Here is a 17,944-nt window from a genome sequence, read left to right as displayed (position 1 = left end):
GTCAGGTCACCTCCGATGTACGGGCCCAGCGCGGGACGGGACGCCGAGGGACTTCGGGCCCCGACGGGGGAGTGGGTTCGGCGGGCGCCGCCAGCAGTGAGGCGGCCACGGCCAGGTGCAGGAGATACGGCGAGGCGTCGCCGAGACCGGCCTCGGTGTACGAGGCGATCGCGCAGTAACTGATCAGGAAGATCGCGCAGGCCCTCGACAGCGACGGCGGCCGCAGCAACGCGACGCCGCCCAGCACGATGATGATCGTCGCCACCAGCACGATGCCCGTCACGCCCTGCTCGTTGTAGACGGCCAGCCAGCTGTTGTCGATCGGCAGCCCGCCGAACGACTTGTCGCCCAGACCGGTGCCGAACAGATGCTCCGTGGTCGTCCGGGGCGCCGCCAGCAGCGCGTGCCACACCTTGGCCCGGCCGGTGAGGCTGGCGAAGTTCTCCTGGCTCTGCCCGCGCAGGAACCACGCCTGGAGCGCGGAGCTGAACCCCACCGCGGCCACCGCCGCGCACAGCACCCCCCAGGAGAAGACCCGGCGGGCGGCGGCGCTGGTCAGGACGAGGGACGTGATCGCCAGCACCAGCGCGATGATCAGGCCGAGCGTGGCCGTGCGGGTGTGGGTCAGCGCGAGCAGGCCGAGGGACGGCACGATCACCACGGCGGCGCTCCTGCGGTCGGTGCGGCGGCCGAGGAGAAGCAGCACGGTGAGGCCGATGATCACCGCGGCGTACTGTCCGATCTGCGGCGGGGTGAGCGGCCACAACGCGCCGACCAGCCGCCCGCCGTAGAGGTCGGGCAGTGCGGCGCCCGGTGAGACGACCAGGCCGGCGGCCACCGAGGCGAGCACCGCGAAGTACATCCGGATGTGGTGCCGGACGAACGTCGGGCCGCCGTCCCACCAGCGGCTGAGCAGCCACAGCGTGCCGACGAAGAGAGCCAGCCGGAAGCAGCGGAACAGCGCGCCGAGCCCGGCCCCCTGGTCCACGCTGGAGATCAGGCTCGGCACCAGCAGCAGGGTGAGCAGGAGCACGTAGGCGCTGGCCCGGATACGCACCCGGGGGTTGACCACGAGCGCCAGCGCGAACGCGGCGACCAGCGAGCCCATGGTGACCATCTGGATGAGGGAGCGGGGCAGCGGGATGATGGTCACCGCCCCGGCGGAGCCGAGGGTGTTGAGGACGAGCAGTCCCCAGACCGTCCCGACGATCTTCGCCGTGCGGCGGTCGGTGCCGGTGTCGGTTTCGGCGCCCACGGATCTCATCTCAACCACCGTCCCCGGCGCGGAAGGTGCTGCCCGCGTCCTGTCGGTAGGGCGCGGCCTGCCACTGCTTGACGTCGACCGTCCGGCTCGCGTCGTGGACGACGAAGGTCCAGGGTCCGACGTAGACGTTGTCGTGCCAGCGGTTGTGCTGCCGGCCGGTGATCGCCTCGGCGACCCGCTCGCCCTGGTACGGCGACCAGTCCGGATAGGTGCCGTAGTTGGACAGCACTCCCATCAGGCCGCACTGCGCCGTGCAGCCGACGACGGACTTGTCCAGCACGAAGCGGTTGTCGTGGATGTCCACCCGCTGGGTCTTCCACCGGCAGTCGGAGTACAGCGGCGCCTCGGCGATCGCGGGCTGCACACAGCGGCCGGTGTCCTTCACCAGCAATGTGCAGTCACCGGACGAGGTGTTGGCCGGGCTGTTGCAGAACCGGTCGGCGTTCTCCCACAGGGTGATCCCGGACCAGTTGTTCTCCAGCACGTTCCGGTAGATCTCGAGCTTGTCCGTCCGGGCCCGGATCCGCGGTTCGCCCCCGGACTCGGAGAGGTAGAGCGTCGCGAACGGGAACGTGTCGCCGGCGGCCGCGTAGGCACGGCCCTCGACCCAGTTGTTCCGCCGGATCGTGTTGTTCCGGATGATCGCGTTGTAGCTGATCTCGTAGATCAGCGCCGCACCGTCGTTGCCCTCGATCAGGTTGCCCTCGATGAGGAAGTCGTTGTTGTTGGTGTCCGCCCACAGCCCGGTCCCACGGTTGCCGTGCACCCAGTTGCCGCGTACGACCGCGCCGTTCACGGCCCAGAACTTGACGCCCCCGCTGCAGCCGCAGTCCGGCCGCTGCCGCTCCCAGTCGTCCGTGTTGTTGCCCACGATCTCGTTGCCCTCGACGACCAGACCGCCGATGTCGCCGGCCTTGTACGCGTTCATCCCGTACTGGCCGTTGTCGCGCAGGCAGCTGGCGCGGACCTGCTGGCGGGCCCCGGCCATCAGCCCGGCGCCGGAGTTGTTCCGGATGGTCGCGTGCTCGATCACCCACCCGTCGGCCGAGTCGTGGTTGATCACGCCCTCGTCCCGGGGCGCGACGAAGTTCTGCACGGTCAGGTAGCGGACGGTCACGTCCGCGGCCGCGCCGCCGAACGCGTAGTGGTTGCTCCGGCGGCCGTCGAGCACCGCGCCCGGCGCCCCGAGGTAGACGTCGCCCTCCTTGGGGATCACCTGGTCGTAGCGGTTCGACAGGAGCGTGTGCCTGCCCGGCCGAAGCCAGAAGGTGGTGTGCGGGGGACTGCTCTCGCTCTTCGCGGCCAGGTCGCCGGGCACCGCGGGGTCGATGGTCACCGCGCCCGCCGGCGCCTTCGTCGGCCCGGCGGCCGGCTTGGCGCACACCCGGGCCACGGACGTCGGGGGCGTGGAGGGCGCGGCGGTCGGTCTCGGCGTCGCGTCCGTCGTGCCGCCGTCACAGCCGGTCGCCGCCGCCAACGCCAGCGCCAGCGCTGCCGCCGGCAGCGCCCGGTGCCGCCACGTGATCCCCACGCGCCCTCCCCTCACTGACCCTGGAACCTGAGCACGGTGGTGAAGCCCTCCGTGCCGTCGGTGAAACCGGCGCCGACCAGGGTGGTGGCGGGCTCCTTGCGTCCGAAGCCGGCGGAGTACCAGCCCAGCGGCGGGTCGCTCTCCCCGCGGTGCGCCCCCCAGGACAGCTGTCCGGGCAGGTCGAGCACCGCGGAGCGGTCCTCGCCGTCCCGGGTCCAGGCGAGCCGCGCCCGGTTCCCCGTCAGCTCGGCGGTGACCGCCGGGCCGAGGTGGAACGCCAGGCGCACAGCCCGCCGCGGGCCGCGCACCTCGTCGACCACCCGCAGCTCGCCTGCGGACGTCAGCTCCACCCGGCGCCGGTGCACGGAGGGCCGGTAGCCGTCGTGCTCGGCGCACCAGCGGACCGTCGCCCCGTCACCGGCGCCGGACGTGTCCGCGACCAGGACCCGGCTGCGGGCGTGCCGCGTCCACAGGAACGGGCCGCCGGAGACGGACTGGTCCTCGCCGTCCAGCTCCAGGGTGTTGTGGCCGAGGGTCGAGCGGAAGTACCGCCGCCACTCGGGCTGCCCGTGGTAACAGAACGTCCCCGGGTCGGCGAGCACGTCGACCCCGTCGTGCCGGACCTCCACGGACAACGCGTCCGCGTGGGCGTGCGCGGCGATGGACAGAAAGCCGTGCGGGCCGCCGTCGCAGCGGCACCAGATCTTCTCCGGCCCGCGCAGGACGGTCATGCCGGCGTCGGCGAAACGGTCCGGCCGGTCCGCCGGGCGGGACACGGCAGGCGCGGTTCCCTCCTTCGCATACGGCCGGACGAGCGCGGCCAGCAGCGGGGTGCGGACATCGGTGCCGGTCACCGTCGGCCACCAGGCGAGCCGGCCGAACACCGCCTCCCCGGTCGCCAGCAGCGAACCCCAGCGGTCGGTGCCCGCACCGTCGACGATCAGACCGTGCCCGTCGTCCGCGTCCCCCTGGCGCGGCGGTCGCAGCCGGTCGTCCACGACGGCCGCGAGCGCGTCGGTCATCCGCAGCAGCACCAGCCGCACCGTCGCGGGGACCGGCACGTCCGCCGCGTCCGCCTCGGCCACCGCCGCCAGACCGAGCTCCAGCACCAGCCCGTGGTACTCGCTCGCCAGCTCGCGGTTGAGCCCGGAGGGGAAGGTGTTGGCGCGCAACTGCCGCTCCAGCGACCGCAGTGCGTCGGCCCGCCAGCGCGCCGAGGAGGGGAACCAGTCGAACGCGCAGGCCGCGGCGAACTGCCCGGCGGTCTCGGCGATGACGTGGTTGTTCGCCGAGGACCCCCGGCTCGGGAAGGCCGCCAGCCAGCGCTGGTGGTGCCAGATCTGCCGGTGCGCCACCGGGTTGCCCTCGAACAGTTCGGCCGCGCCCGGCCAGCCGTCGAGCAGCCGGCGGACCCACACCCAGGACAGCAGCCGGATGCCCAGCTCGATGCCGCTGGTCCAGTGGACCCCGCGCAGCGGCGCGTTGGCGGCCCACCACGACCGCAGGTGCCCTGCCACCCGCTCGGCGTACCGCTCGTCACCGGTGACCGCGTAGGCGGCGGCGAGCACGGTGAGGTGGTGATGCCGGGACAGCTCCCAGATCTGCTTGATGTCCCCGACGGCGTCCTCGTCGCGGTACGGCACGTCGAAGGCATAGCCCTGCGGCGCCCGGCGCCCGGTCTTCGGGTCGTGGAACCAGTCCGGGTCGACCAGGTCGTCGCGGTGCACCCCGAAGTACTCGGCGTGCCCCGCCATCAGCCGGTCGGCCTCGGCGACGAGACGCTTCGCGGCGTCCGGCGGCACCGCGGCGACCGTCCCCGCCGGCAGGACCGACGTGAACCCGGCGCCGGTCACGCTCGGGGCGGCCGGCCGCGCCGACCGCCAGCGCCGCCTGCGCACCGTGTCGCCCACCCGGCCGGCGACCTCCCGCGGCCCCATCCGGGACAGCCGCCGCAGGTACCAGCCCGGACTCCCCGCACTCACCGTCATCGCGCCCCCGTGAGCGTCACCGGCGCGTCGCCGGCGAGGCCGGTCTGCACGGCGAGGGTGGCCGCCGTGGTGGCGACCAGCGACTCCAGCGGCACCGGCATCGGCCCGCCGGTCCGCACGGCCCGCACGAACGCGGCCAGTTCGGCGGACTGGCCCTTGTCCCGGGCCTTGGGCAGCCGCGAACTGACCCACCGCTTGCGGCGGCCGTCGTAGACAGCGGCGCGGACGAAGTCGTCGAGCCGCAGCACCTTGCCGTCCGCGACCAGGTCCAGCGTCTCCTTGGGGAAGCCGGGCGCGCCGGTGGTGACGTAGCTGATGGTGGCGGTGGACCCGTCCGGGTAGCGCAGCACGACCGAGAGGTCCTCGTTGCCGGGCGCGGCCGTCGCGTACACCGAGACCGGATCGGCTTCGAGCAGCCAGCTCGCCGTGTCGATGAAGTGGCCGCCCTCGCCGGCGAACCGCGAGCCCTCGGTGCCCTGCCGGAGATACCAGCTGCCGTGATCGAGGCGGCCCGCGTTGACCAGGTAGCGCAGGCTCGCCGGTCCGGTCCGGGCCCCGAACCGCTTCCTGGCCTCCGTGAGCAGCGGCGCGAAGCGGCGGTTGAAGCCGACCTGCAGCCGGTCGTTGCCGGACTCCTCCACCGCGGCGAGCACACCGGCCAGTTCGTCCTCGGAGAGCGCCAGCGGCTTCTCCACGAACACCGTCTTGCCGGCCAGCAGCGCCTTCCGGGTGAGCTCGGCGTGCGAGCTGTGCCGGGTGACCACGAACACCGCGTCGACGGACGGGTCGCCGAGCACGGCGTCGAGATCCGTGGTCGCCGCCGCGAAGCCGAACTTCCGCTTCGCGTTGGCCGCGGACAGCGCCGTCGTGGTGACCACCGTGGACAACTCGACGCCGTCACGCTGCGCAAGGTGCGGCAGCAGCATCGACGTCGCGTAGTTCCCGGCGCCGACGAACGCCAGCCGCACCGACGTCTTGGCGGCCCGGGCCGGGGAGGGCGCCGCCGTGCCGCGCCGCACCGCGGGCACGGTCACCGCGGGGGCCTCCTTCTCGGGCGCCTGTGCCGCCTCCTCCTTCTGCCCGGGGTACCGGAACAGCACGGCCACGGCCTTCAACTCGCCGTCCTTCAGACGCTGATACGTCTCGACGGCCTCGTCGAAGTCGGCGATGTGGGAGATCAGGGGCTCCACGTCGACCCGGCCGCGGGCGGCGAGGTCGAGGAAGCACGCCAGGTTGCGGCGCTCGGTCCAGCGCACATAGCCGATCGGGTAGTCGCGCCCCTCCAGCTCGTACGCCGGGTCGTAGCGCCCGGGGCCGTAACTGCGGGAGAAGCGGACGTCGAGCTCCTTCTCGTAGTACGCGTTCCACGGCAGGTCCAGGCGGCACTTGCCGATGTCGACGACGCGGCCGCGGTCCCGGCTCAGCCGGGCGGCCAGCTCGACGGGCTGGTTGCTGCCGCCGCCCGCCGCCAGGTACACCTGGTCCACGCCATGGCCGTCGGTGAGTTCGGCGACGGCGTTCTCCACGGCCGCCGAGGCGGGATCACCGCAGGCAGCCGCGCCCAGCCGCTCGGCGAGCTCGCAGCGCACCGGGTCGGGATCGGCCCCGACGACACGGACGCCCGAGGCGGCGAGCAGCTGCACCACCAGCTGCCCGATCAGCCCGAGGCCGATGACCAGGGCCACTTCGCCGAGCCGCGACTCGCCCTGCCGGACGCCCTGCAGCGCGATCGACCCGACGGTGCCGAAGGCCGCGTGCTGCGCCGCGAGGCCGTCCGGCACCGGGGCGTAGAGGTTCTTCGGCACCCAGTTCAGCTCGGCGTGCAGCGCGTGCTCGTTCCCGGCGCACGCCACGAGGTCGCCGACCTTCACGTCGTCGATGCCGGCGCCGACCTGCTCGACCACCCCGCACAGCGAGTAGCCCAGCGGCGTGTACGAGTCCAGCTTGCCCATCACCTTGCGGTACGTCGCGGGCACCCCGTTGGCTGCCACGCTCTGCACGACCTTGGCCACCTGGTCCGGCCGCGAGCGGGCCTTGCCCAGCATCGACATGCCGGCCTCGGACACCTTCATCAGCTCGGTCCCGGTGGAGATCAGCGAGTACGCGCTGCGGACCAGCACACCGTCCGCCTTGCACCCCGGCGCCGGCACGTCGAGCAGCGCCAGCTCACCGCTCTTGTAGTTCTGTACGACCTGTTTCACCCGAAGTCCTCTTGTCTCTACGCCGTCGTCAGTGGTCAAGTCGTCAGTGGTCAAGTCGTCAGTGGTCAAGTCGTCAGTGGTCAAAGGGAGTTCCGGACGGGCCCGGAGGTCGCGCCGCGATACCAGTGCTCGAGGGTCAGCACATGCCACAGATGCTTGGAGAAGTCCCGTTGCCCGGCGGCGTCCTCGGCGACCATGCGCGCCAGCGCGTCGCGGCGCAGGATCCCGGCACGGACGAGCTCGCCGTCGTTCACCACCTCGCGCACCAGCGGAGCCAGATCCCGGCTCATCCAGGCCCGCAGCGGCGCGCTGAACAGACCCTTGGGCCGGTACACGATCTCCCGGGGCAGGACCGAGACGGCCGCCTCCTTGAGGACGGCCTTGCCCTGCCGTCCGACGATCTTGCGGGCGCCGGGCACCGCGAACGCCGCCCTGACCACCTCGACGTCCACGTACGGCACGCGCACCTCCATCGACGCGGCCATGCTCGACCGGTCGGTGTAGGCGAGGTTCAGGCCCGGCAGGAACATGCGGGCGTCGCCCAGGCACATGCGGTTGACGAAGTCGTCGAGGTCGTTGTCCCGGTAGACGTCCGCGTGCTCGGTCAGCACGTCGTCCACCGTCCCGGCCAGGTCCGGATCGATCAGGGCCAGCAACTCGCCCCGGTCGTACATGGTGTAGCTGCGCCGGAACGCCGTCTCCTCCGGCAGGTCGGCGAAGGACAGGAACCGCTTCGCGAACCGCACCGACCGGTACCCGCGGCGGGCCGACGCGACCGGCAGCCGGTCCACCGCCGCGGACAGACCGCGCCGCACAGGCCGCGGGACCCGCTGGTAGCGCAGCGCCAGCAGGTTGGCCAGGTGCTTGCGGTAGCCGGCGAACAGCTCGTCGGCGCCCATCCCCGAGAGCATCACCTTGACCCCGGCCTCCCGGGCGGCCGAGCAGATCAGGAACGTGTTGATCGCGGCGGGGTCGCCGATCGGCTCGTCCAGGTGGTACGTCATCTGCGGCAGCAGATCGAGCACGTTCGGCGCGATCTCGATCTCGTGCAGGTCGACGCCGAACCGCCCGGCCACCTGCCGGGCGTAGCGCAGGTCGTCCGGCATCGCCTCGAACCTGGCGTCCTCGGCGCGGAACCCGATCGTGTAGGCGGAGATCCCGGGCCGGTCGCGGGCGGCCAGCGCGGTCAGATAGCTGGAGTCGAGCCCCCCGGAGAGGAAGGTCGCCACGGGCACGTCGGAGATCAGGTGGCGTCGGGTCGACTCCTCGACGACGGCCGCGATGTCCGGCTGCTCGCCGGCCAGGGCCCGCTCCCTGCCCTCGGCGGCGACGTCCCGCAGACTCCAGAACCGGCCGCGCTCCACCCGCCCGTCGGGCCGGCACCTCAGCCAGGTCCCCGGCGGCAGCTTCTCCGCCTCGCGGAACGCGCACCGCGAGTCGGGCACCCAGTAGTACAGCAGCGACGCCACCAGCGCCGCGTGGTCCACCTCCAGCGACCCGCCCGTCACGGCGGCGAGCGCCTTCAGTTCGGAGGCGAACACCAGGCCCTCGCCGCGCCGGAGCAGGAACAGCGGCTTGATGCCGAGCTGGTCGCGGACGAGCACCAGGTCGCCGGTGCGCTCGTCGAAGATCCCGAACGCGAACATGCCGCGCAGCCGGGGCAGACAGTCCGTGCCCCAGCGCCGCCAGGCCTCCAGCAGCACCTCGGTGTCGGAGGTGCCCCGGAAGCGCACCCCGGCGGCCGCCAGCTCGGCACGCAGCTCCGGCGCGTTGTACAGCTCGCCGTTGTACGTCAGCACGAGGCCGTCCGAGACCATCGGCTGGGCGCCGGTGTCGGACAGGTCGATGATGGCCAGCCGGCGGTGCCCGAGGTGCACCTCGCCGTCGCCGACGGCGTGGCCGTAGCGGCCCGCCCCGTCCGGACCGCGGTGCGCGAGGGTGTCGGTGAGCCGGTCGGTCACGACCTTCCCGTCCGGCCATCGGTACGTTCCTGCGATGCCACACATGTGCTACTGAACCTCCTGGTCGCTGTCCGGCACCCGTGCCGCCCACATCGGCTGCCGCTCCGCCCGCCGCGGGACCGTGCCCGTCTGCCGGGCCGGCCGCTCGCTGCGCTCGCGCGGCGCGGTGCGCAGCCCGTCCCACAGCGTGCCGTCGGTCCGGTCACGCGGGTCGGGGTCGACCAGCACCACACCGATCACCGGAATGTGCTGGTCGGCGAGCTGCCGGGCCACGGTGTGCAGCCATGCCGCGCTGCCGTGCCCGGCACGCACCACGAGCACGGCCCGGGTGCCGAGGTACTGCAGGTCGGTCCACGCCGTGCCGGGCGCCACCGAGCCGACGCCGATCCGGCGGCCCTGCGGCGACTCGGCCGCTGCACGCTCGCCGGTGACCACGGTCGGGTCCCCCGGCTTCGGGCGGCGATCGGCGAGCTGCCTGCCCGGCAGACCGTCGACGACGACCACCGGCCCCTCCGCCGCCAGTGCCCCCGCGAGGTCCAGGGCGATCACGCTCGTGTTGCGCGCGCAGCCCAGTTCCAGCAGCGACACCGGCTCCGCGGACCCGCGCACGGTGCGGGCCAGGGACGTGGTGAGCCGTTCGCGCGACGCCCGGACCCGGCGGCGCTGCCATCGCCCGCCCGGCCGGTGGGGCAGCTCCGCGATGACCGAGGCGCCGAGGTTCGCGGCGATCTCCCGGCGCAGCACGGGACGGTCCGCCACCACCGAGCCGACCGCCGCCACCGCGAGCCCGAGGAACAGGCCGAGGAACAGCCCGATCGCGGCGTCGGTGGCAGCGGTCCTGGGCAGGGAATACCGCACCACGTACGGGGCGTCCACGATCTGCGTGCCGGCGACGAGCCGGGGAGTGCCGATGCTCGCCTCGCCCGCGCGCTGGCTGAAGTCGGTGATCTGCGAGGTGAGTTCGGCCCGGCGGGCGTAGAGGGACTCCAGGTCCGCGGACGATCCCGGGCCGCTCGCCTCGGTTCCGTCGCCGATCGTCTTGTTGACCTGCGCCAGTTGGGCCTTCAGCTGGTCACGCTGGTCGAGCAGGGCCTTGGCCTCGGCCTTCGAGGCCTCCTGTATCCGCCGCACATGGTCCGCGACGAACGCGTCGGCGAGCGCCCCGGCACGGGCCACCGCTTCCGCGTCGCTGTCACCCGTCACGGTGATCTGCAGCACGTTGTTGGTCACGCCGGCGCCGCTGTAGTCCTGCATGAAGTCCTCGGCCTTCTCCTGGGACCGGAGGGACTTCAGGGCCTGCTCGGCGATCCGGGTGGTCTGCAGCAGCGCGACGTCGGTGCGGATCAGCGTTCCGGGGTCGTTCGGCTGGTCCTCCTCATGCGAGACCAGCACCTTGGTCACCGCGGTCGGCGGCTGCGGCAGCAGGAACGCCACCGCGGCGCCGGCGAGCAGCCCCAGCAGCGCGAGGGAGCACCACAGGCGCCGCCGCCGGCGTACCGCCGCCACCAGGTTCTGCAGATCCAGCAGCGGAGCGGCGGTCGACGACTCCGCGGTCGTACTCGTCGTCACCCTGTGACTCCTGTCGCGTCGTCCCGTTCGCCGTCGAGGCCCGTGGGCGCGGGTACGGCGGTGCGCCGCGGGCGGTCGGCCGAACGCGTCGCCCGGACCGGACCGGCGAGCACGACGCCGACGACGGCGTGCTTGGCGTCCGCACACGCCTCGGAGACGCCGGCGAGCTCCCCGGCGGTCCAGCTGCCGGCGCTGAGCACGACCACGGCCCCCGACTCCTTCCCGCGGTCCGGCACCATCGGCCGGGACACCGGGACGGCCACCGCCCGCAGCAGCGGATCGCTCCCGGCCAGGGCGACGAGCTGCCCCGCCGCCCGGCGGGCGATCTCGTCGCCCTCGGGGAAGACGACCAGCAGCCGCTGCGGGGCCGGCAGCCGGTCCCGCAGGCGGGAGCACACCCGCCGGTAGCGGATCTGCCTGCTGGCCTCGTCGCCGGACAGCTGCGGGGCCGGAATGTCCCACCGGACGTCGAGGCCCAGCAGCCGGCGCAGCCACGCCCGCGGGCCACGGCCTCCCGGCCGGTGCATGGGCCGTTCGACGGGCACGTCGACGGTGCCCAGCAGCGCCGATCCCAGTGCCGCGGCGATCTCGGACTCGCCGCGCAGCCGGCGGCTCATCCGCCCGGCGGTGAGATGGCCGATGACCGCGAACAGGAAGAACAGCAGCGCTCCACCGGCGACGAGCTGCGTCCTCGTCGGCGGCGCCTCGCCGGTCGGCCGGGCCGCCGACCCCATGACGACCATGTTCTTCGCCTCGTCGTCCACCGGGTCGGCCTGCTTGATGGTGCTGATGGCCTCCCGCAGCGCGGTGCGCAGCTTCTCCAGCTCGGTACGGGTCTGCACGCTCTCGACGGTCTCTCCCGGATCGGTCGCGTCGGCCAGCTTGCTGATGCGGCGGCTGGTGTCCTCCACCGACTGCTGGAGCGCGGCGAGTTCCTCCGCCGCCCCCGGGTCGGCGGTCTCGCTCGCGATCCGGGTGGCGTAGGAGACGAACTCCTTGGCCACCTGGTCGGAGAGCCGCTGCGCACGCTCCGGCGTGTCGGCCGTGCCGGAGATCTTGATGATGTTCCCGTCGGTGGCCTTGGCGCCGACCTGGTCCCGCAGGTCGCTGCCGCTCACGCCGGTCCAGCCGAGCGTGGCGGCCGCGCGGTCGACCACCACCGAACTGGTCGCCACCTCCGTCTGCGTCAGCAGCTCGCGCTCCTCCCACGTCCCCGGCAGCAGCACCGACGCCGAGGTCGTGTAGCGCGGCGGGAACAGCAGGGACGCGCCGTAACCGACGAGCGCACCCACCAGGGCGAAGACGGTGAGCAGCCGCCAGCGCCGGCGGACAATCCGCCCGATGGTGACCAGGCGTATCGTGTCGTCACTCAACGGTGCGGCCTTCCCCTGCCGTGTCAGGGGCGCGCGCCGTCACCGCGGTCCGGTCACCGCAGGCAGCCTCGTAGGCGGCGAGCAGCGATCGCTGGGAGTTCCGCCAGGACAGCGGACCGCCGATCCGCTCCTGGCCGATCTTGCCCATGAGGGCACGCTTCTCCGGGTCGTCCAGCAGCAGGGCGATGAGCCGGGCGAACTCGGCCTCGTCGTCCGCGGCCGCGTACACGGCGGCGTCACCGGCGGAGACCCGCGCCTCCCGGAGGTCGAACGAGACGACCGGCCGGCCCATCACCATGTACTCGAGGACCTTGTTCATGGTCGACACGTCGTTGAGCGGGTTGTTCGGGTCGGGGGAGAGGCACACGTCCGCGGTGGACAGGTAGCGCACCAGGTCGGCGTCCGGGATGCGCCCGGTGAACTGCACCTGCTCCGAGAGGCCGAGCCGCCCGGACAGCTCCACCATCGCGTCGAAGGTGTCGCCGCCGCCCACGAACACCGCGTGCCAGTCGCTCCGCCCGACCTCGTCACGCAGCTTCGCCAGCGCCCGCAAGGCGTAGTCGACGCCGTCCTGCGGGCCCATGACGCCGAGATAGCACAGCAGATGAGGCTTGCCGCGCTTCAACTCCGGCTCGGGCGGCACGGGGTGGAACCGCTCCACGTCGGGCGCGCTGCGCACCACGAAGACGTCCGCCGACCGCTTGCCGCCGCGACGCACCGCGACGTCCCGGTAGCTCTCGTTCGTGGCGAGCACGACGTCGGCGGCCCGGTAGGTCCGCCGTTCCAGCGCGCACACGGCGCGGTAGAGCAGGTCCTTGCCGCGCCCGAACCGGGAGAGGTACAGCTCGGGCACCAGGTCGTGCTGGTCGAAGACGAACCGCGCTCCGCGCCGCTTCAGCCACAGAGCCGGCAGGAACAGCAGGTCGGGCGGGTTGCAGGCGTGGACCACGTCGACCGGGCCGACCTTGCGGGCCAGCCTGACCGTGTGCCACAACGCCGAGCCGTACTCCCGCAGATAACCGGCCGGCCCGCCGGTGGCCGCGCGCAACGGGTACCGATGGATCCGCACCCCGTCGATCACGGCCTCCGGCTCGGTGTCCCGCTTGCTCCCCTGCGGACAGATGACGTGCACCGTCCAGCCCGCGTCGCGCAGCGTCGTGCACTCCTGCCATACCCGCCGGTCGAACGGCACCGACAGGTTCTCCACCAGGATCAGCGCGCGCCGGTCGGTCCGGTCGCCGCTTCCCGCATCACCAGGCAAGGCCCACGTACCCCTGTTCGGTCCGGCGCACATCGGCGTCGGGAAGGTGGACGAGATCGATGATCACCGGGGCGTCGCCGTGGGGCAGCGCCGCCAGCACGGCCGGATCCTTCGTCCCGACCAGGCACACCTCGGCGTGGTCGAGCACCTCCTCGACCGAGTCCGCGAGCAGTTGCGCGAGGTGCGGCAGCCGGGTCTCGATGTACTCGCGGTTCGCGCCGAGCAGCCGGGACAGGCTCACGTTGGCGTCGTAGATCTTCAGGTCGTACCCCTTGCCGAAAAGCCGCTCCGCCAGCTCGACGAGCGGGCTCTCGCGGAGGTCGTCCGTGCCGGGCTTGAAGGACAGCCCGAACAGGCCCGCCCGGCGTTTCCCGGTGCGCTCGACCAGCTCCACCGCACGCTGCAGATGGTCGGAGTTGGACGGCAGCACATGGGAGAGGATGGGCACCGAGACGTCGGCCCGCTGCGCCGCGTGGACCAGGCTGCGCAGGTCCTTGGGCAGGCAGGAGCCGCCGAAGGCGAAGCCGGGCCGCAGATAGGCGGGGCTGATGTTCAGCTTGCGGTCGGCCAGGAACACGTCCATCACCTGGTGCGAGTCCACCCCGAGCGCCTGGCACACGGCGCCCAGCTCGTTCGCGAAGCCGATCTTGAGCCCGTGGAACGCGTTGTCCGCGTACTTGATCGCCTCGGCCGTCGGGACCGGCACCCGGAACACCTCGCCGGGCAGGCCCTCGTACAGCGCCGCCACCGCGTCGCCGCTCGCCGGGTCGAGCTCGCCGATGACGGTCTTCGGCGGGTCGAAGAAGTCCCGCACGCTCGTGCCCTCGCGCAGGAACTCCGGGTTGACCGCGACCCCCACGTCCACCCCGGCCGTGCCGCCGACGTACTTCTCCAGGATCGGCACCAGCAGGTTCAGGCAGGTGCCCGGCAGCATGGTGCTGCGGAACACCACGGTGTGCCGGCCGCCCCGCTCGGCCAGTGCCGCGCCGATCTCCTCGGTGACCCGCTCCAAGTACGTCGTGCACAGGCTGCCGTTGGGCTCCGACGGCGTGCCCACACAGACCAGCGAGATCTCGCTGTCCATGATGGCCTCGCGGACGTCGCGGGTGGCGCGCAACGCCCCGGTCCGCACCACGTCGCCGATGAGCTCGCCGATCCGCTCCTCGACCACCGGGGCCTTGCCGTCGTTGACCAGGTCGACCTTCACCTGGTTGACGTCGACCCCGATGACCTCGTGACCCATGCTGGCAAGGCACGCGGCCGACACGCAGCCCACGTAGCCGAGCCCGAAAACGCTGACCTTCATGACCCGTTCCTCCCCCCGCGCAGGCCCTCGCGGCCTGCGGTCCGCACGTCGGCGGGGCCGTTGGCTCCCGGCCCCCCGCGCATCAGTAGGCCCCCTGGCCGTAGAGCACCGCACGCAGCGTCTTCCACAAGATCACCGTGTCCAGGGCGAGCGACCAGTCCTCCACGTACCGCAGGTCCAGCCGTACCGCCTCCTCCCACGACAGGTCGCTGCGTCCGCTGATCTGCCACAGGCCGGTGAGCCCGGGCTTGACCAGCAGCCGCCGCCGGATGTCCGGGCCGTACGCGGCCGACTCCTCCGGCAGCGGGGGCCGCGGACCGACGAGCGACATCGACCCGGTGAGCACGTTGAACAGCTGCGGGAGTTCGTCGAGCGAGTACCGCCGCAGCACCCCTCCCACCCGGGTCACCCGCGGATCCCGGCGGAGCTTGAACAGCGGGCCGGCGCCCTCGTTGAGGTCGGCCAGCTGGGCGCGCGCCCGGTCGGCGTCGGCGACCATCGTGCGGAACTTGAGAATGGTGAACTCGCCGCCGTCCTTGCCGACTCTGCGCTGGCGGTAGAAGACCCCGCCCCGGCTGTCCGCCAGCACGAGCAGCCCGACGAACACCATCAGCGGCGCGAACAGGACCAGCAGGACCGCCGCTCCCATCCGGTCGACGACGCCCTTGACCGCCCGGCGCCCCCCGGTGAAGGTCGGCATGCTGACCCGCAGCAGCGGGATGCCGAGCACCGCGTCGATGTGCAGTCGCGGGCCGGCCACCTCCATCAGCACGGGTGCCACGACCATCTCGGTCTCGGTGCCTTCGAGGTTCCAGGCCAGCCGCTGCAGCCGGTGCGGCGACCAGTGCGGATCCGGGGTGACGGCGACGACACGGTAACCGTCGCCGTGGACGTGCTTGGCGACGTCCGACAGCCGGCCTACCACGGGCACGCCGTCCAGCAGGTCACCGTCGAGCCCGGGACCGTCCGTCGTGCACACCGCGTCCACCCGCCAGCCGAGGTGCGGGAACTTACGGGTGCGGGTGATCAGGTCGTGCACGGTGGCCGGGCTGCCGGCGGCGAGCACCGGACGCAGGCACCGTCCTTCCTTGCGCTGCCGGTGCAGCGAGAGGCGCAGCAGATAGCGCGCGGTCATCGTGACGAGCGCGATCGCGGGGATCGCGACGAAGATCCAGAGCTTGATGTTGCGCGAGGTGAGCGCGATCCCGCCGAGTGCCAGGACGACGGTCGCCGCGAACAGCGAGCGTCCGAGCCGGCGGAACTCCTCGGCGCCCTGGCCGAGCACGGCCGGCGCCCACGACCGGCTGACCGCGAGCGCACCCAGCACCAGCAGCTCGGTGCCGAACGCGAGAATGCCCCATTTCTCATGCCAGTTGGCCGCGTCCCGGGCCCCGAAGAAGTTGCCGATCCCCGCCACCACGAAGGCGGTGGCCACGGTGTCACTGATGATCACGGTACGTCGGTACCGCTGCTCCCAGTCGATCGCGGGCCGGCTGATCGTGTCGTTCTCCAGACGCCCGCGCGCCGACGGAAACGGGCTGACTAGCTCCCCTTGCCGCACAGAACCCCCCAGGTTCCCCAGTGGTTCGACGTGTTCGCCTAACACTGATTCCTCCCCCCGGGAGGCCCCCGCCCCCCGTACTGTCCCTCCCCTCGGGAGGCCCCCGCCCCCCGTGCCGCGCCGGTCCTCCCGCGGCAGGCCCCCGCCTCCCGCGCATGACATCCCGGTACTCCGGCGCTACTCGAACACGCACCCCGGAGGCAGTGGACTCATGTGTTCTGCCCGACTCTCGAGGTGTGCGGCGACCCGTACAGGACCTTGGACGCTCCCCGCGTCCAAGACCCTCCAGGGCGCAAGGAATTGATCACCCCCACGTCCGGTGTCGAGGACGCGCTGGGCGGCCTTCCGCAGCGCCAGACCAATAGATCATTACGGTCGCCTCGTGTTCGAACGGCCGAAGCAAGGTCAATCTAGACCATGGGGAGCCGGTATGAAGAGAGGATGTGTGTAATTTGTGTTTAAGGTTTGGGGCTGATCCTTCGACCGGCGACCGCCTAAGGGTCCGTTGTGGCCGACGCGCATCGCTGCAGCTCGTCCGCCTCTTGGGCCCGACGTGTGTGCGTCGGCGGACGGAGAGTTGCAACTGCCTTTCAGTGCAAGCCTGTTCGGTGGTGACCGCCCGGTCCGCGCACGGTGGCGTGCCGCTGCGGGCGTCCGAGGTGGCGGGCCGGTGGGCCGGACTCCGCGACCGCGCTAATTGATCATGAACGGTCTGCGATGACGTCCCCGGGGTGGGTCGATCCGTCTCGGCGCCGTGCCTTTCGGGCCGTCGGCCGACCGGCGGGAAATCCCTCCGGGCTCACGCGGGAATATGTCAAAGGCAATTCATCGCACTCTTCTCGCCCCGGTCCGGCGAGAGAATCAAGAGGGGCAACCGGCTTGCTTCACGGGGTGGGAACTCGATGATCGATCGGCCGGGTGGCGTCAGCGCGTCCGACACGAACGCGACCACGCGGAACCGCACCGCACCAGCCGCACCGCACCACTCGGCAGCACGGCACAACCCGGCAGCATCACACCGCATGAGGGGACAGCACAGCATGGGCAAGCAGCGCATCACCGTCTGTCTGCCGCCCGTCGGCCCCGACGGGCTCAAGCAGGCGGTCGGACAGGCCATGGACCCCTTCTGGTACGACCGTGAGGACCGTCCCCATCCGGACTGGGTGGGGGAGTGGAGCCACTGGTTCGTCTCCGGGGCCGGCTGTCTCCTCGACGTGCTGCCCGGTCACGAGGACGACCCACGGCTCGTGCGCCACGACGACTGGAGCGAACCCCCGGAGGACCTGCCGCCCTCCCGCTGTCACGGCGGCCCGCGCGGCATCCTCGACCTCGACACGCCCCGCGCCGCCGAGGCCCGCCGGGCCGGCGACACCTGGACGGCGTACCGGGCCTTCTCCGACTGCCACCCCCCGGCGCTGCCCTTCCACCACTTCGCCGAGCGGTCCGGGACCCTGGACCCCGAACTCGCCAGGGAGGCGGCCGTCACCGCGTTCCGGGAACAGCCCCTCATCCAGGCGATCACATCCGACCCCGCGCTGGAGGAGCGGTTCGGCTCCGACCCCTCCTACCACTTCGACGAGGACCTCGCGACGTACGTGACCCGCCACGTGGCCGCGGTGTTGCCCACCGCCGCGCTGCTCACCCTCGACGGGCGGTGGGTCGAGGGCGGAGGCCCCGATTACGAGCGCATGTTCAACAGCTACCTGGACGGCCTTCCTGCCGACACGATGGTCGTGCGGGTGCTCTACCACTCGTGAGGGGGCTCCGCGCGGAGGAGCGGCACGAGGGGCTGGGTGAGCAGCGGCAGGACGCCGGGGTGAGGCGGAGGGGCGGCAGGCGAGGCGCGGCTGGGTGAGGCGCGGCTGGGTGAGGGGGAGTGGCGGCGACGGGCCGTCAGTCGGAGGCCGCCGGTTCCGGATCGGCGCCGGC

The 17,944-nt window shown here is 72.4% G+C and carries 11 protein-coding genes; 1 reads left to right on the top strand and 10 read right to left on the bottom strand.

Annotated elements, in window-relative coordinates; all coding sequences use genetic code 11:
* Position 1: 1 nt before the first annotated feature.
* The 10 genes from OHS82_RS11965 to OHS82_RS11920 all read right to left on the bottom strand — a co-directional run bounded on the left by OHS82_RS11965 (position 2) and on the right by OHS82_RS11920 (position 16,015).
* On the bottom strand, positions 2-1,264 hold the full coding sequence (locus tag OHS82_RS11965; protein ID WP_057575596.1) for a hypothetical protein: 1,263 nt from the start codon (positions 1,262-1,264) through the stop codon (positions 2-4).
* A 1-nt stretch (position 1,265) separates the two neighbouring features.
* Positions 1,266-2,795 carry a right-handed parallel beta-helix repeat-containing protein gene (locus OHS82_RS11960; protein ID WP_057575599.1) on the bottom strand — a complete coding sequence of 510 codons (1,530 nt, stop codon included), beginning with the start codon at positions 2,793-2,795 and terminating at the stop codon, positions 1,266-1,268.
* Between the two features lie 11 nt (positions 2,796-2,806).
* The gene (locus tag OHS82_RS11955; protein ID WP_328433845.1) at positions 2,807-4,783 is read right to left on the bottom strand and encodes a heparinase II/III family protein; all 1,977 of its coding nucleotides are present in this window, start codon (positions 4,781-4,783) and stop codon (positions 2,807-2,809) included.
* Positions 4,780-6,984: a bi-domain-containing oxidoreductase gene (locus OHS82_RS11950; RefSeq protein ID WP_057575602.1), complete on the bottom strand. Its 2,205-nt coding sequence runs from the start codon at positions 6,982-6,984 to the stop codon at positions 4,780-4,782. The genes OHS82_RS11955 and OHS82_RS11950 overlap by 4 nt, the downstream gene beginning before the upstream one ends.
* A gap of 80 nt (positions 6,985-7,064) precedes the next feature.
* Positions 7,065-8,990, bottom strand: a complete 1,926-nt coding sequence (asnB, locus tag OHS82_RS11945) for an asparagine synthase (glutamine-hydrolyzing) (RefSeq protein ID WP_057575605.1) — start codon at positions 8,988-8,990, stop codon at positions 7,065-7,067.
* 3 nt (positions 8,991-8,993) lie between these two features.
* The gene (locus OHS82_RS11940) at positions 8,994-10,514 is read right to left on the bottom strand and encodes a Wzz/FepE/Etk N-terminal domain-containing protein (RefSeq protein ID WP_057575608.1); all 1,521 of its coding nucleotides are present in this window, start codon (positions 10,512-10,514) and stop codon (positions 8,994-8,996) included.
* Positions 10,511-11,887, bottom strand: a complete 1,377-nt coding sequence (locus tag OHS82_RS11935; protein WP_057575611.1) for a Wzz/FepE/Etk N-terminal domain-containing protein — start codon at positions 11,885-11,887, stop codon at positions 10,511-10,513. The genes OHS82_RS11940 and OHS82_RS11935 overlap by 4 nt, the downstream gene beginning before the upstream one ends.
* The gene (locus tag OHS82_RS11930) at positions 11,880-13,181 is read right to left on the bottom strand and encodes a glycosyltransferase family 4 protein (protein WP_079041019.1); all 1,302 of its coding nucleotides are present in this window, start codon (positions 13,179-13,181) and stop codon (positions 11,880-11,882) included. The genes OHS82_RS11935 and OHS82_RS11930 overlap by 8 nt, the downstream gene beginning before the upstream one ends.
* Entirely contained in the window at positions 13,138-14,454 is a 1,317-nt protein-coding gene (locus OHS82_RS11925) for a nucleotide sugar dehydrogenase (RefSeq protein ID WP_057575615.1), read from the bottom strand. The genes OHS82_RS11930 and OHS82_RS11925 overlap by 44 nt, the downstream gene beginning before the upstream one ends.
* Positions 14,455-14,536: 82 nt before the next feature.
* On the bottom strand, positions 14,537-16,015 hold the full coding sequence (locus tag OHS82_RS11920; protein WP_057575618.1) for a sugar transferase: 1,479 nt from the start codon (positions 16,013-16,015) through the stop codon (positions 14,537-14,539).
* A 1,022-nt stretch (positions 16,016-17,037) separates the two neighbouring features.
* Between OHS82_RS11920 and OHS82_RS11915 the strand changes: the two genes are divergently transcribed.
* Positions 17,038-17,772, top strand: coding sequence for a hypothetical protein (locus OHS82_RS11915; protein WP_157876296.1), 735 nt, complete (start codon positions 17,038-17,040; stop codon positions 17,770-17,772).
* The last annotated feature ends 172 nt before the right edge of the window (positions 17,773-17,944 follow it).

Origin of the sequence: Streptomyces sp. NBC_00425 (genome assembly GCF_036030735.1) — a bacterium.
In the GTDB taxonomy this organism is placed as follows: domain Bacteria; phylum Actinomycetota; class Actinomycetes; order Streptomycetales; family Streptomycetaceae; genus Streptomyces.
The sequence above is the reverse complement of the archived record's forward strand: the minus strand, read 5'-3'. Positions and strand labels throughout refer to the sequence as shown.